Annotated in this window: 11 protein-coding genes and 2 pseudogenes; 11 read left to right on the top strand and 2 right to left on the bottom strand. The window is 51.5% G+C overall.

Going from position 1 to position 14618, the window contains the following annotated elements; all coding sequences use genetic code 11:
* The 6 genes and pseudogenes from HMPREF1028_RS00155 to HMPREF1028_RS00180 form a co-directional block, all read left to right on the top strand.
* Positions 1 to 365, top strand: a pseudogene (locus tag HMPREF1028_RS00155) (transposase); the annotation flags it as partial.
* A gap of 315 nt (positions 366 to 680) precedes the next feature.
* The gene (locus HMPREF1028_RS00160; protein ID WP_009310822.1) at positions 681 to 1508 is read left to right on the top strand and encodes a hypothetical protein; all 828 of its coding nucleotides are present in this window, start codon (positions 681 to 683) and stop codon (positions 1506 to 1508) included.
* A 520-nt stretch (positions 1509 to 2028) separates the two neighbouring features.
* Positions 2029 to 2826 (top strand): ABC transporter permease subunit, encoded by a 798-nt coding sequence (locus HMPREF1028_RS00165; RefSeq protein ID WP_009310823.1) that lies wholly within the window; start codon positions 2029 to 2031, stop codon positions 2824 to 2826.
* The gene (locus HMPREF1028_RS00170) at positions 2826 to 3518 is read left to right on the top strand and encodes an ATP-binding cassette domain-containing protein (RefSeq protein WP_009310824.1); all 693 of its coding nucleotides are present in this window, start codon (positions 2826 to 2828) and stop codon (positions 3516 to 3518) included. Before HMPREF1028_RS00165 ends, HMPREF1028_RS00170 begins: the two co-directional genes overlap by 1 nt.
* A 321-nt stretch (positions 3519 to 3839) precedes the next feature.
* Positions 3840 to 4454, top strand: a complete 615-nt coding sequence (locus tag HMPREF1028_RS00175; RefSeq protein ID WP_004519352.1) for a CadD family cadmium resistance transporter — start codon at positions 3840 to 3842, stop codon at positions 4452 to 4454.
* Between the two features lie 295 nt (positions 4455 to 4749).
* On the top strand, positions 4750 to 5847 hold the full coding sequence (locus HMPREF1028_RS00180; protein WP_009310825.1) for an NnrS family protein: 1098 nt from the start codon (positions 4750 to 4752) through the stop codon (positions 5845 to 5847).
* A gap of 102 nt (positions 5848 to 5949) precedes the next feature.
* Here the strand turns inward: HMPREF1028_RS00180 and ppk1 are convergent, their stop codons facing one another.
* Positions 5950 to 8007 carry a polyphosphate kinase 1 gene (ppk1, locus tag HMPREF1028_RS00185; RefSeq protein WP_009310826.1) on the bottom strand — a complete coding sequence of 686 codons (2058 nt, stop codon included), beginning with the start codon at positions 8005 to 8007 and terminating at the stop codon, positions 5950 to 5952.
* Positions 8008 to 8511: 504 nt separating this feature from the next.
* Here ppk1 and HMPREF1028_RS00190 point away from each other — a divergent pair.
* The 5 genes from HMPREF1028_RS00190 (at position 8512) to HMPREF1028_RS00210 (ending at position 14007) form a co-directional block, all read left to right on the top strand.
* Positions 8512 to 9486, top strand: coding sequence for an ABC transporter permease (locus tag HMPREF1028_RS00190; protein WP_009310827.1), 975 nt, complete (start codon positions 8512 to 8514; stop codon positions 9484 to 9486).
* Positions 9476 to 10474 (top strand): iron chelate uptake ABC transporter family permease subunit, encoded by a 999-nt coding sequence (locus HMPREF1028_RS00195; RefSeq protein WP_009310828.1) that lies wholly within the window; start codon positions 9476 to 9478, stop codon positions 10472 to 10474. Before HMPREF1028_RS00190 ends, HMPREF1028_RS00195 begins: the two co-directional genes overlap by 11 nt.
* A gap of 155 nt (positions 10475 to 10629) precedes the next feature.
* A complete protein-coding gene (locus HMPREF1028_RS00200) occupies positions 10630 to 12495 on the top strand; it encodes an acyltransferase family protein (RefSeq protein WP_009310830.1) in 1866 nt (621 codons plus the stop codon).
* 58 nt (positions 12496 to 12553) lie between these two features.
* The gene (locus HMPREF1028_RS00205; protein ID WP_003758361.1) at positions 12554 to 13177 is read left to right on the top strand and encodes an FmdE family protein; all 624 of its coding nucleotides are present in this window, start codon (positions 12554 to 12556) and stop codon (positions 13175 to 13177) included.
* A gap of 71 nt (positions 13178 to 13248) precedes the next feature.
* Positions 13249 to 14007, top strand: a complete 759-nt coding sequence (locus HMPREF1028_RS00210) for an ABC transporter ATP-binding protein (protein ID WP_036528929.1) — start codon at positions 13249 to 13251, stop codon at positions 14005 to 14007.
* 230 nt (positions 14008 to 14237) lie between these two features.
* Here HMPREF1028_RS00210 and HMPREF1028_RS13000 read toward each other — a convergent pair.
* Positions 14238 to 14618: pseudogene (locus HMPREF1028_RS13000) on the bottom strand (transposase); the annotation flags it as partial.

A 14618-nucleotide genomic window follows, 5' to 3' on the forward strand; every position in this document is an offset into this window, starting at 1 on the left:
CGGTTCGACAACGACGGCTACGCTGATGGCGATGCTGCCCGAATTGGGACGGCTGTCGCACAAACGGCTGGCGAGTTTTGGTCGGCATTGCCCCGCACCCGAGGGAGAGCGGGGAAACCAAATTCAAAAGCCGCTGCTTTGGCGGAAGGTCTGCGGTGCGTAAGGCACTGTATATGGCTACCGTGGTAGCGACACGTTTTGAACCGCTTATTCGGGATTTCTACCAACGCCTGCTGTCCAAGGGTAAGCCGTATAAGGTTGCCGTTACGGCATGTATGCGCAAACTGCTGACGATATTGAATGCCCGGATGCGTGATTACTTTGCCGAAAACGGTACCACCGAAAACGGTATCCGAACGGCTTGATTTGAGTTTTGGTATTTTTGCCCGACGGGGTGAAAAATACAGTTGCTACTCTTTTCAGACGGCCTATCAGATAATAGTTCGAACAGTACACAAAGAGCCGTCATTCCCGCGCAGGCGGGAATCCAGTCTTTGATATTGCAGGAATGTTTTAAAATTGCAGCAACGTCAAACCTCTGGATTCCCGCCTGCGCGGGAATGACGGCGGGTAGTAACCATGGGGTAGATTGTCAAACCCAACAAAACCGTCAGATTGCTTGAAATGTTGGTTCATGAGCCAATCTACCAGTTAATTAGAAATATTTTATAGGTGATTTTATGAAGATAAAAATGCAAAGAACTTTTTACCCTGTAGGGCAAGGGGGATTTTATAGCGAATCATTTAAGGCAGAAAATAATAACTTTAATGTTGTATATGATTGCGGTTCATTATCAAGAGGTGTTGATAAAGTAATTTCAAATAGTTTTGATAAAAATGAAGATATAGACATTTTATTTATTTCTCACTTTGATAGCGATCATGTCAATAAAATTAATATTTTAAAAAATAGTGTGGGTAAAATTAAAACAGTAATCATGCCTTTACTTTCTGAAGAAGATAAGAATTTTTTGCTTTTTGTTTATAAATGGTTAGGTAGTGAATATAAAAATTCTTTGAATATTCTAAATAATCCAAAAGAATTTTTTGGAAGTAAAACGAAAATTATTTGGGTTAGAGAGGTTGTTGAAAGTAGGGATGAAGAATCAAATCAGGAAATAAGAGATGTAGCTGAAATTGAAGATGGAGCAGAAATAAAGAGTGGGGAAAATATTAACTTTTCTCTTGGAAGGCAGAAATTCTGGATTTATAAACCATACAACTATAAAAATAAAATAATATGCAAGGAATTGCTAAAGAAATTTAGAGAAAATAATATATCAATTAAGTATTTAAAAGATATTGACTATATTTCTAATCACATAAAAGAAATTAGAAAATGTTATAAAGAGGTAGAAGGAAATATTAATCAGAACTCCCTAGTTCTTTATTCTAATCTCATTGAATATAAAGATAGCACAGCATATATATATTATATTCATATGGGAGAAGATTATTGGAAATTTTATCCATTTTGCCGTTATTTTTTTTTCAAAAAATCGGTTTAATCTTGGATGTATTTATACTGGAGATGTTCATTTAAAAAAAATTGTTGATGACTTTAAAAATAAGATAAAACGATGTAAATATTATTTGCCAGTCAATACAATACAAGTTCCACATCATGGTAGCAAAAATGGATTTGATATTGACTTCTTCAACGACTTTAGTGAAGGATGGCGTAGAATAATCTCTCCAATATCATTTGGTTTATCGAATCCCTATGGGCATCCATCAAGTATGGTTATTAAACAGTTAACCTCGGAGTGCCATTTACCTGTTTATGTTACGAATGATAAGAGAGATTCGTTTACTCAAGTTTTTAAATTTCGGGTTTAACCGTAGGTTGGCTTATCAGCAGTCGTAACCCGACAAAACACCAAAATCCCAATCCAAGGTTGTCTGAAAAACACTATTTTGAGAAACCAAGCCGTTTCGTTGGGTTACGGTGTTCCGTCTAACCCAATCAACCATTTTTTCAGACGACTTATCATCCCCAAACCATCCCCATCAACCAACACCTAAACCATGATTAAAACCGACAAAATCCGTAAACCGCAGCCTGCGGTGTTTTACATCATCGACTACCTCTGGAGCGGCTTTGCCGGTCTGAGCGTGGCGATGGTGGTGGTGGCGTTGTGGGCGTGGGGCAGCGCCGTGTTCGGCGAGTTTATGCTGCCTGCGCCGGTTGAGGTGTTTCAAAAGTCTCTGGATTTATTGAAACATTTTCAGGAAAACGAAATCGGGATTTCGCTGTGGAGGTCGGTGGTGGGGATTTCGGTTGCGCTGGCGGCGGGATTGGCAGCGGGGCTGGTGGCGGGCAGTTTTAAGACGGCGATGGCGTTGCTTAAGCCTGTGATTACGGTTTTGTTGGCGATGCCGCCAATTATTTGGGTGGTGATGGCGTTGTTTTGGTTCGGTTTCGGCAATCCGAGCGTGTTGTTTACCATCATTGTGTTGGTTGCGCCGCTGACGTTTGCGAGTGCGGCGGTCGGGATGGCGAGCGTGAACAAGCAGCATGAGGAATTGTTTGACGCTTATAAATTAGGCCGTCTGAAAAAAATCCGTTATCTGTATATCCCGCATCTGACGGGCTATGTGATTTCCAGCATCGGCGTGGCGGTGGCGATGGGGGTGAAGGTGGTGATTATGGCGGAACTCTTGGGCGCGAGCGAAGGCGTGGGCGCGCGGATTGCGGACGCGAGGGCGATGCTGGAGACTTCGACGGTGATGGCTTATGTGGTGTTGGTTATCGTGTTTGTGTCGCTGTTTGAATACCTGATTACCAAGCCTTTGGAAATTTTGTTTATGCCGTGGAGGAGGTGATGCTCTGTCTTGAAAACGTGCGTTTTGAAATTCTCCGTGACCCCATCGTGCGCGATTTCAGTTTGAACCTGCAACATGGCGAAGTGAAAGCCTTGTTCGGGCCGAGCGGCTGTGGCAAGACGACGGTTTTGCGTTTGATTGCGGGCTTGGAAACGCCGAAATCGGGCACGATACGCAATACTTTCCGCAAAACGGGTTTTCTGTTTCAGGAAAACCGCCTGCCGGGAAACTTGACCGCGATGCAGAATATCGCTATTTTTATGGACAAACCCGATGAAGGCGAAATCATCGCGCTGGCGGCGAAAGTCGGGCTGACTGCGGGCGATTTGAACAAATATCCGACCGAATTGTCCGGCGGCATGGCGAAACGGGTAGCATTTTTGCGCCTGCTGCTGTGCGGCTGCGACCTTGCCTTGCTGGACGAGCCGTTCGTCGGTTTGGACCGCGATTTGCGCGATATTTTGGTCGCCATGCTGGTGGAAAAAATCGAGCGGCAGGGCATGGCGTGTATGCTGGTAACGCACGACCGCTTCGAAGCCGCACGCCTGAGCCATGAAATCATGCTGCTTTCCACTAAGGGCATGAACGTGCAAAACGTGATTACCCTGCCTACGCCGCTGTCCGAACGCGATTCGGCTTTTGAAGAAGCCGTGGTGGCAAGAGAGTTTCAGGGGATTCATTATTATGAGTGATAGGAATTTAAATTTCTGACAAACCTTGCGGTTCGTTGCCCTCTCCCTAACCCTCTCCCTAACCCTCTCCCACGGGGAAAGGGGATCAGGTTTCTCAAAATCAGAGAGCCGTAGAATTGGGAATCAGATGTCAGGTAAACCTGAAAATGTTCAGGCTCGACAGCCCAATTCCCTCTCCCCGTGGGAGATGGCTAGGGAGAGGGTAAGCAAGCCGCAGGCTTGCCTCTTTAGCGAAAGATACGAATCTGTTATCCGAACGCGATTCGGTTTTTGAAAAAGCCGTGGTGCCAAGGGGGCAGGGGATTCATTATGAGGTGCTTTATGTTTTCGACTGTGATTACTGCTGCTGTTTTATATATTGCTACAGCAGTAGATTTGTTGGTAATACTATTAATATTTTTTGCTAGAGCAAATACTAGAAAAGAATATCGAGATATTTATATCGGACAATATTTAGGTTCTGTAATTTTAATATTAGTTAGTTTATTTCTAGCTTTTGTTTTGCATTATGTTCCGGAAAAATGGGTGTTGGGTTTATTAGGTTTAATACCGATTTACTTAGGTATTAAAGTTGCTATTTACGACGATTGTGAGGGCGAAAAAAGAGCTAAAAAAGAATTGGATGAAAAAGGGTTGTCAAAATTAGTCGGTATTGTTGCTTTGGTTACAGTTGCTAGTTGTGGTGCAGATAATATTGGACTTTTTGTTCCTTACTTTGTGACTTTAGATCTTGTCGACTTATTAGTTACTCTTCTTGTATTTTTAATATTGATTTTTGTTTTAGTATATACAGCACAAAGATTGGCTAATATTTCAGGTATTGGTGAAATTGTAGAGAAGTTTAGTCGTTGGATAATGGCTGTTATTTATATTGGTTTAGGATTATTTATTATTATTGAAAATAATACAATTCAAACAATAATATCAATAATATGAATGATACGGGCATTTGAGTATCTGACAAACCTTGCGGTTCGTTACCCTCTCCCTAACCCTCTCCCACGGGGCGAGGGGAACAGGTTGCTGAAAATCAGAGAGCGCAGGATTGAAAATCAGATGGCAGGTAAACCTGAAAATGCTCGGGCTCGACAGCCTAATCCCCTCTCCCCGTGGGAGAGGGCTAGGGAGAGGGTAAGCAAGCCGCAGGCTTGCCTCTTTGGCAAAAGATACGGCCCTGTCCGCCCAATAAATCCATATCCGAAAGCATCTTCATGCAGAATCAAGCCAAGTCATGAATAAATTTTTCACCCACCCCATGCGGCCGTTTTTTGTCGGCGCGGCGGTACTTGCCATACTCGGCGTGTTGATGTTTCTCATCAGCCCCGGTGCCATCGTCTTGCACCGCCAAATCTTCTTAGAACTCATGCTGCCTGCGGCATACGGCGGTTTTCTGACTGCCGCCATGCTCGAATGGACGGGTTATAAAGGTCGTCTGAAACCTGTTGCTACTTTGATGGCGGCATTGTTGCTCGCCGCATCCGTCCTGTTGCCGTTTGCGACGCAAACCTCTTCGTTTTTCGTCGCCGCCTATTGGCTGGTGTTGCTGCTGTTCTGCGCCTGGCTGATTTGGCTCGACCGCAACACCGACAACTTTGCCCTGCTAATGTTACTTGCCGCGTTCACCGTTTTTCAGACGGCCTATGCCGTCAGCGGTGATTTGAACCTGTTGCGCGCGCAAGTGCATCTGAACATGGCGGCGGTCATGTTTGTATCCGTCCGCGTCAGCGTCCTTCTGGGCGCGGAAGCCCTTAAAGAATGTCGTCTGAAAGACCCCGTATTCATCCCCAACGTCGTCTATAAAAACATCGCCATCACCTTCCTGCTGCTGCACGCCGCCGCCGAGCTTTGGCTGCCCGCGCAAACCGCCGGTTTTACCGCGCTCGCCGTCGGCTTCATCCTGCTCGCCAAGCTGCGCGAACTGCACCATCACGAACTCCTGCGCAAACACTACGTCCGCACTTATTACCTGCTCCAGCTTTTTGCCGCCGCAGGCTATCTGTGGACAGGCGCGGCGAAACTGCAAAACCTGCCTACCTCCGCGCCCCTGCACCTGATTACCCTCGGCGGCATGATGGGCGGCGTGATGATGGTATGGCTGACTGCCGGACTGTGGCACAGCGGTTTTATCAAACTCGACTACCCCAAACTCTGCCGCATCGCCGTCCCCATCCTTTTCGCCGCCGCCGTCTCGCGCGCTGTTTTAATGAACGTGAACCCGATATTCTTCATCACCGTTCCCGCGATTCTGACCGCCGCCGTGTTCGTGCTTTATCTGTTGACGTTCGTGCCAATCTTTCGGGCGAATGCGTTTACGGACGATCCGGAGTGAGCGTTTCTGTTTCATTCCCCATTCAATCGCAAGTCTTGTATCGCCTTAAGCCAAAAGGTCGTCTGAAAACCGGTTTCAGACGACCTTTTGTGTTGCCGCGCTTTATCTGCCGTACATTTCCCACAAGCTTTCTTGTAGGCTGAATGCGGGTTCGCCGTTTTCGGGGCGGGCGCGGAGGTAGCTGCCGTCGGGCTGCATCAGCCAGGCGCGGGTGTTGTCTTGCAGCGCCATTTCGATGCCTTCGTGGATGACGCGGGTTTTGAGTTCGGGTGTGAAAATCGGGGTGGCGACTTCGATGCGGCGGAAGAAGTTGCGCCCCATCCAGTCGGCGCTGGAGATGAAGGTGTCGTCCGCGCCGTTGTTGTGGAAGCAGTACACGCGCGAGTGTTCGAGCTGTCTGCCGATGATGGAGCGGACGCGGATGTTTTCGGACAGGCCTTTGACACCGGGGCGCAGGGTACACATGCCGCGCACGATGAGGTCGATTTGCACGCCTGCGCTGCTGGCGCGGTAGAGGGCGTCGATGACGCTCGGCTCGATCAATGAATTCATTTTGGCTCGGATGCGGGCGGGCTTGCCTGCTTTGGCGTGTTGGATTTCGCGCTCGATGCGGTCGATGACCATTTTGTGCAGGGTAAACGGGCTTTGGTAGAGCTTGTTCAGACGACCCGGTTTGCCCAAGCCTGTGATTTCCATAAAGATGGTGTTCACGTCGGCGGTGATTTGGTCGTCGGCGGTGATGATGCCGAAGTCGGTGTAAATGCGCGATGTGCCTTGGTGGTAGTTGCCGGTGCCGAGGTGGGCGTAGCGTTTGAGCGCGCCGTTTTCGCGGCGGATGACGAGTGCCATTTTGGCGTGGATTTTGTAGCCGAATACGCCGTAAACGACGTGCGCGCCTGCGTTTTCAAGCTGTTGCGCCCAGTTGACGTTGTTGGCTTCGTCAAAACGCGCCATGAGTTCGACGACGACGGTTACTTGTTTGCCGGCAAGGGCGGCTTTCATCAGGGCGCGGACGAGTTCGGAATTGCTGCCGGTGCGGTAGATGGTCATTTTGACGGCAAGGACGGCGGGGTCGGCGGCGGCTTCGCGTATCATGTGGACGACGGGGTCGAAGGACTGATACGGATGGTGCAGCAGGATGGGCGATTGTTTCGCCAGTTTGAAAATGGAGCCGTTCTTGCGCAATGCTTTCAGACGACCTGCACCGCGTGCGGGAAATTTGAGGTCGGGACGGTCAACCAAATCGGGCACGGCATTGAGGCGTACGAGGTTGACCGGGCCTTTGACTTGGTAAAGCTCGGCGGGGGTGAGTTTAAACTGGGCGAGCAGGAAGTCGTGGATGTGGGGCGGGCAGGTGTCGGCGACTTCGAGGCGCACGCCGTCGCCGTATTCGCGGTCGTGCAATTCGTTTTGAATCGCGGCGCGCAGGTTTTTAAGGTCTTCTTCATCGACGGTCAGATCGCTGTCGCGGGTGAGGCGGAACTGGTGGCAGCCTTTGACCGTCATGCCGGGGAAGAGTTTGCCGACGTGGGCGTGCAGGATGGAGGAAAGGAAGACGAAGCCGCTGCCGCCGTCGCACAATTCGGCGGGTAGGGGGACGACGCGCGGCAGGATGCGCGGGGCTTGTACAATCGCCATGCCGGAGGGGCGGCCGAATGCGTCCGTACCTTCAAGTTCGACGGCGAAGTTGAGTGATTTGTTCAGCGGGCGCGGGAAGGGGTGCGACGGGTCGAGTCCGATAGGGGTGAGGATGGGCAGCAGTTCGGCGTCGAAATACTGCTCGATCCATTTCTGCTGCCCTGCCGTCCAGTTGCGGCGGCGGTAGAAATGGATGCCTTGTTTGCCCAATTCGGGCTGCAAGACTTCGTTGAACAGGCGGTATTGCTCCTGTATCAGCGCGTGCGCTTCGGCAGCGACGGCGGCGATGGTTTCGGACGGCGTGGTGCCGTTGTCCAAACGCTCGTGCGGATTCATTTTTTGCGCACGTTTAAGCCACGCCATACGTACCTCGAAAAATTCGTCGAGATTGGAAGAGACGATGCACAAAAACCGCAAACGTTCCAAAAGCGGCACGTTTTCATCCTGCGCCTGCGCCAAAACGCGGCGATTGAAAGCGAGCAGGCTCAGTTCGCGGCAGAGGATGCGGTTTTGTTCGGGCATGGTGTTCTCCTGAAGCGGGTGGGTCGGACAGTCAATTGGGAAGTATAACGCGTTTCGGACGGGCGGGGCAGTGGTGCGGGATGGGCGGGCGGTTGGCAGGGCGTGAGGTCGTCTGAAAAGGCTGTCGGGGCGTTTTGAGTATGGGGAAAGTATTTTCAGACGAGGTGTATAAGAATGGTTATTATTTGTGCAAATATTGTTTATTTTTATAGTAAATGGTATCGTTAGCACGATTTTTTAGGGCGAAAGCCGGTCTGAATTTTGCCCGAACTGACTGCCAGCATTTTTTCAGACGACCTTGTTGTAGTGGATTAACTTTAAATCAGGACAAGGCGACGAAGCCGCAGACAGTACAGATAGTACGGAACCGATTCACTTGGTGCTTCAGCACCTTAGAGAATCGTTCTCTTTGAGCTAAGGCGAGGCAACGCCGTACTGGTTTAAAGTTAATCCACTATATCGTCTTTACGGCGTTTGTTTTTCCATCTGAATTATTTTTCCCTTATGTCCGTCAAACCTTTATCTTTAAATTTAATCAACTGCTTTGTGCTGGTGGTGTTGTTTGTCGTCAGCCTGTCGGTGGGCGTCGGCGATTTCCGCTGGGCGGATGTGTTTCACTGGACATTGTCTGACAGCACGGAATTGATGCTGGTCAGTCGCCTGCCGCGCACGTTTGCGATTGTGTTGACGGGGGCGTCGATGGCGGTGGCGGGGATGATTATGCAGATTTTGATGCGCAACCGTTTTGTCGAGCCGTCTATGGTGGGGGCGAGTCAGAGCGCGGCGTTGGGTGTATTGGTGATGACGCTGATGTTTCCGGCTGCCGGGCTGACGGCGAAAATGTCGGTGGCGGCCGTGGCGGCGTTGGCGGGCATGCTGGTGTTTATGATGCTGATACGCCGTTTGCCGCCGACGGCGCAGTTGATGGTGCCGCTGGTGGGGATTATTTTCGGCGGCGTTATCGAGGCGGTGGCGACGTTTATCGCGTATGAGTTTGAGATGATGCAGATGTTAAGCGTGTGGCAGCAGGGCGATTTTTCGGGCGTGCTGTTGGGGCGTTACGAATTGCTGTGGCTGACGGGCGGCTTGGCGTTGACGGCGTATTTAATTGCCGACCAACTGACGATTTTGGGCTTGGGCGAGACGGTGAGCGTGAATCTGGGTCTGAACCGGACGGTGGTGTTGTGGGTAGGCTTGGTGATTATTGCGATGATTACGTCGCTGGTGTTGGTAACGGTCGGCAATATTCCGTTTATCGGGCTGGTCGTGCCGAACATCATCAGCCGCCTGATGGGCGACAAGCTGCGCCAAAGCCTGCCTGCGGTGGCTTTGCTCGGCGCGTCGCTGGTGCTTTTGTGCGATATTTTGGGACGCGTGATTGTGTTCCCGTTTGAGATTCCGGTCTCAACCGTGTTCGGTGTGTTGGGTACGGTGTTGTTCTTGTGGATTTTGTTGAGGAAGCCTGCCCATGTCGTCTGAAAACAAGCGTAGCGCGCTTCGCTCGAACAAGGTTGCGTTTATGCAGGGTTCTTCCCGTCCGCTGTGGGTAGCGTTTGTCTTGCTGCTCGCTTGTTGCACCTTGTTCCTGACTTTGAACATCCAAGGCGATTGGGATTTTGTGTTGCAACTGCGGCTGACCAAGCTGGCGGCTTTGCTGCTGGTGGCGTATGCGGTCGGGGTTTCGACCCAGCTTTTCCAAACGTTGACAAACAACCCGATCCTTACGCCTTCGATTTTGGGCTTCGATTCGCTGTATGTGTTTTTGCAAACGCTTTTGCTGTTTGCCTTGGGCGGGGTGGGCTATACGTCGCTGCCGCTGACGGGCAAGTTCGGCTTTGAGCTGGTGATGATGATGGGCGGCTCGCTGCTTTTGTTTTACACGCTCATCCGGCAGGGCGGACGCGATTTGTCGCGCATGATTTTAATCGGCGTGATTTTCGGGATTTTGTTCCGCAGCCTCTCTTCGCTGCTGACGCGCATGATTGATCCGGAGGAATTTACGGCGGCGCAGGCGAATATGTTTGCGAACTTCAATACGGTCCACAGCGAGCTTTTGGGCGTGGGCGCGCTGATTCTGCTGGCGAGCGCGGTGGTGGTTTGGCGCGAACGGCACCGTCTGGACGTCCATCTTTTGGGACGCGACCAAACGATTAATTTGGGCATAAACTACACGCGCAATACTTTGTGGCTGCTGCTTTGGATTGCCGCGCTGGTGGCGACGGCGACGGCGGTGGTCGGGCCGGTCAGCTTCTTCGGCCTGCTGGCTGCCGCGCTTGCCAACCATTTTGCCCCGAGCGTGCGCCATAGCGTGCGGCTGCCGATGACGGTGTGCGTCGGCGGCATCCTGCTGGTCGGTGGGCAAACTGTGTTCGAACACCTGCTCGGCATGAAGGCGGTGTTGAGCGTAGTGGTTGAATTTGCGGGCGGGCTGGTGTTTTTATATTTGGTGCTGAAACGCAAGCGATAGGTCGTCTGAAAACTTTCCCAGCCTGAATTCGAATGGCGTAAACCACTATTTCCAAATGGGATATTTCGTTTTGCGCGCCCTTGGATTTGACGGCGTGAATGAAACTAAATATCGGGTTCTTACTCATATTAAGCATCACTATCAAGGTGTGTGCTATGAGTAAAGTGTTGAAATACCGTCCTGATTTGGACGGGATACGGGCATTGGCCGTTTTATCCGTCATCGTATTTCATATCGATCCCCAATGGCTGCCGGGTGGTTTTTTGGGCGTGGATATGTTTTTCGTGTTGTCGGGATATTTGATCACGACCATTATCAGCCGCGAGATTCGCGACGGCAGCTTTTCGTTTCTCGAGTTTTACAAACGCCGCGCCAAACGCATCTTGCCTGTCTTTGCCTGTGTATTGCTTTGCACGACGGTCGTTGCCGCCATTTTCTTTTTGTCTTTCGATTTGCGCCAATACGTCAAATCCGCCGTCTATGCCTTGCTGTTTGCCGCCAACCTGTTCTTTGCCCGCCGAGGCGGCTATTTTGATGCGGATGCGACGGAAAAGCCGTTGCAGCACATTTGGTCGCTGTCGTTGGAAGAACAGTTTTACTTTATTTTCCCCGCGTTGCTGATTTTGTTTTTCCGTATCAGCAAACGGCGCAATGTGCGGACGTTTATCCTTTTGCTGATTGTCATCAGCCTGTTTTCCGCGCTGTTGCCGACTTTGGGTATGGAGGCGTATTTCCTGCCGCATGTGCGCGCTTATGAGCTGCTGGTCGGTTCGCTTTTTGCCTTTATTCCGCCTGCCGAACAAAACGATAAAGCCAGTACGCCGCTGTTCGGATGGCTGATGATGGCGGTCATCGCCGCCACGCTGGTGCTGCCCTACGGCGTCCTGCCCGGCGCGGGAAACATCGAACGGCTGCTTTGCTGTCTGGCGGTTGGCGGTTTGATTTATTCGGGCAAATCATTGCAGATACAGGAAGGCTTCAATACCTCCAAATTGTTGAGCCTCAAGCCGGTGGTGTTTGTCGGGTTGATTTCGTATTCGTTGTATTTGTGGCACTGGGTGGTGTTGGCGCTCATGCGCTACATTTATATGGACGCGCAGCTTCCGCTTGCCGCATCGGCGCTGGCTGTCATCATCATGCTGTTGTTGTCGGTGTTGTCTTATTATTTTGTGGAAACACCGGCGCGGAAGGCGAAGAATTTTACGACGGCGAAATTCAAATGGAGCATGGCGGCTTATTTCGCGCTGCTGATTCCTGCGGCAACCTACCTGATGGCCGCCAAACCCGCCGCGTTTGAAAGCAGTTTGTACAAAGCCGATGAAAGCAAAATTTGCGCGGACACGCTGACCAAAACCGATTGCGCCGTCGGCGCGGCAAACCAAAAACCTGAAGTTTTGGTCATCGGCGACTCGCATGCCGCCCATTTGAGCCCGTTCCTCGACATTGTCGGCAAAAAAGAAGGCTGGTCGGCAGACGTTATCACGTCCAACAGCTGCGCCACCGCGTTCGGATTCGTCCTGCCCGACAGCGACCGCCGCGCCGACCGCTGCAATCCATATAACAGGTTTATCGAACAAAAAACCAAAGACTATCCTGTCATCATCATTTCGCAACGCTGGTTCCTCCATACCGCCAAACCGGAATTTTTGGAACGGTTCAACACAATGCTGGAGGATTTGGTGAAGGCGGGCAAAAAAGTGTACGTTTTGGCCGATACGCCCATGGACGGGCAGTTGCCGTTGCGGCGTTATTATCTGAGACAAAAGCTCGGTATCGACATCAATTATGTTTCAGAGGATAAAAAGGCAGAAATCCGCGATTCTGCCAAGTCGGAAGACGAAGTCGAAAAAATCGTGAAGCAGCACCGCGGCGTGCAGTGGGTGGACTTTATGCAGTACATCCCCGCGGACAAACTTATAGACGGGCTACCGGTGTATTTCGATACCAACCACCTCAACCCGTTCGGTTCAAGTAAAATTGCCGAAATGTTTATCAACGATAAACGCACCCTGTTGAAATAAGCACAAAGGTCGTCTGAAAACAGATTCAGACGACCTCTTTAAAGCAAAAGGATACCGTATGACTCAAGAACACTTTCCCGAATTTTTCGAGCAAGCCCCGACGCTGACCGTCCAAGACGCGCTCGCCGAATTTCTCGGCGCGGCAGAGGAGGGCATCATGCAGTATCGCTACGCCGATGCCGTCCGCCTGTGCGGACACTCCTGCCCCACCGTTGCAGGCGCGTACCTCATGACGCTTAAAGGCCTGAAAGCACTTTACGGCAGCGACCTGCCGCAGCGCGGCGGAATCGAAGCCGCCATGCAGGGCGCGCGCGACGAAGGCACGGTCGGCGTTACCGCATCCGTCGTCCAACTCTTAACCGGCGCCGCTCCCGAAACCGGCTTCGGCGGCGTCGGCCCGCAAGGACGCTTCGCCCGCCGCAACCTGTTGAGTTTCGATGCCGACATCGAAGGCACGCTGACCCTGCGCCGCAAAGACAACGGCAAAACCGTCGCCGTCAGCCTCAACGCCGCCATGCAGCCCTTCGCCCCCGAAATGCGCGACATCATGCCCAAAGCCGTCAGCGGCACCGCCACCGCAGAAGAACTCAAACGCTTCGGCGAACTCTGGCAGGCGCGTGTCAAAGCCTTCTTGATTGATTTGGCAGACAATCCCCAATTCGTCATCGTTCGCGAAATCTGAAGCCCATCCTTTTCAGACGACCTCTCATGTTCGGAGGTCGTCTGAAAACAAATCCACACATCACACCCATCATGATTACCATCCGCAACGTCAGCTTCCACATCGGCGGCAACCCCATCCTCAACAACGTCAGCCTCGACATCCCCGAAGGCGGCATCACCGCGCTCATCGGTCCAAACGGCGCAGGCAAATCCACGCTCCTCTCCTTCATGGCGCGCCTCCGCCCGCTGGAACAGGGCAGCATCAGCTACGCCGGCAAAGATGTTTCGACCACGCCCACCGCCGAGCTGGCAAAAACGCTCTCCATCCTGACCCAAGAAAACAGCGTCATAAGCCGCATTACCGTGCGCGACCTGCTCATGTTCGGGCGTTATCCCTACCACCAAGGCAGACCGACACCCGAAGACCTCGCCATCGTCGAAAACGCACTTTCCGAGTTCAAACTGGACAGCTTTGCCAACCGCTACCTGACCGAACTCTCCGGCGGACAACGCCAACGCGCCATGATTGCCATGGTCTTCTGCCAAAGCACCGATTACGTCCTTTTGGACGAACCGCTCAACAACCTCGATATGTACCACGCCCGCGCCCTCATGCAGCTGCTCCAACGGCTGACCCGCGAACACAAACGCACCACCGTTGTCGTCCTGCACGACATCAACCAAGCCGCCGCCTACGCCGACCACGTCGTCGCCATGAAAAACGGACAAGTCGCCATGACCGGCGCGCCGAACGACATCTTTACCGCTGAAAATATTAAAGATTTGTTTGATATGGATGTGGACGTATTGGACTATCAGGGCAAGAAGCTGGTCATTCATCACGTTTGAGGTGTGGATATGGAAAAGGTCGTCTGAAAAGTTTTCAGACGACCTTTTGTTATATCCATCTTATTTGAGCAGCTAGGCAGATTGAGACCTTTGCAAAAAAGCCCTCCTCCCGACAACCGAAATCCCAACACAGGTTTTCGGCTGTTTCCGCCCCAATCACTCCTGATTCTACCCAAACACCCCCTTAATCCTCCCCGGATACCTCATACATAAGGCATCCGGGCCGCCTTTTAGGCGGCAACAGGCACACTTAGCCTGTTAGCCGCTTTCAACAGGTTCAAACACATCGCTTTCAGATGACTTTGCGCACTCACTTTGAGCAGACCAAAATAGGCTGCCCGGGCGTAGCGGAATTTACGGTGCAGCGTACCGAAGCTTTGTTCGACCACATAACGGGTCTTCGATAAATATCGGTTGCGTTTGGTTTGCGCTTCCGTCAGCGGACGGTTGCGTTGGGCTTTGCGCATAATGCCGTCTAACAACTGATGCTCTTTCAGATGTTGCCGGTTTTCCTGCTGTCGTAGCCTTTGTCGGCATAGACGGTCGTACCTTCGGCAATGCCTTCCAACAAAGGGGACAGATGGTTGCACTCATGGGTATTGGCAGGAGTG

The sequence above is a fragment of the Neisseria sp. GT4A_CT1 genome, from assembly GCF_000227275.1.
In the GTDB taxonomy this organism is placed as follows: Bacteria; Pseudomonadota; Gammaproteobacteria; order Burkholderiales; family Neisseriaceae; genus Neisseria.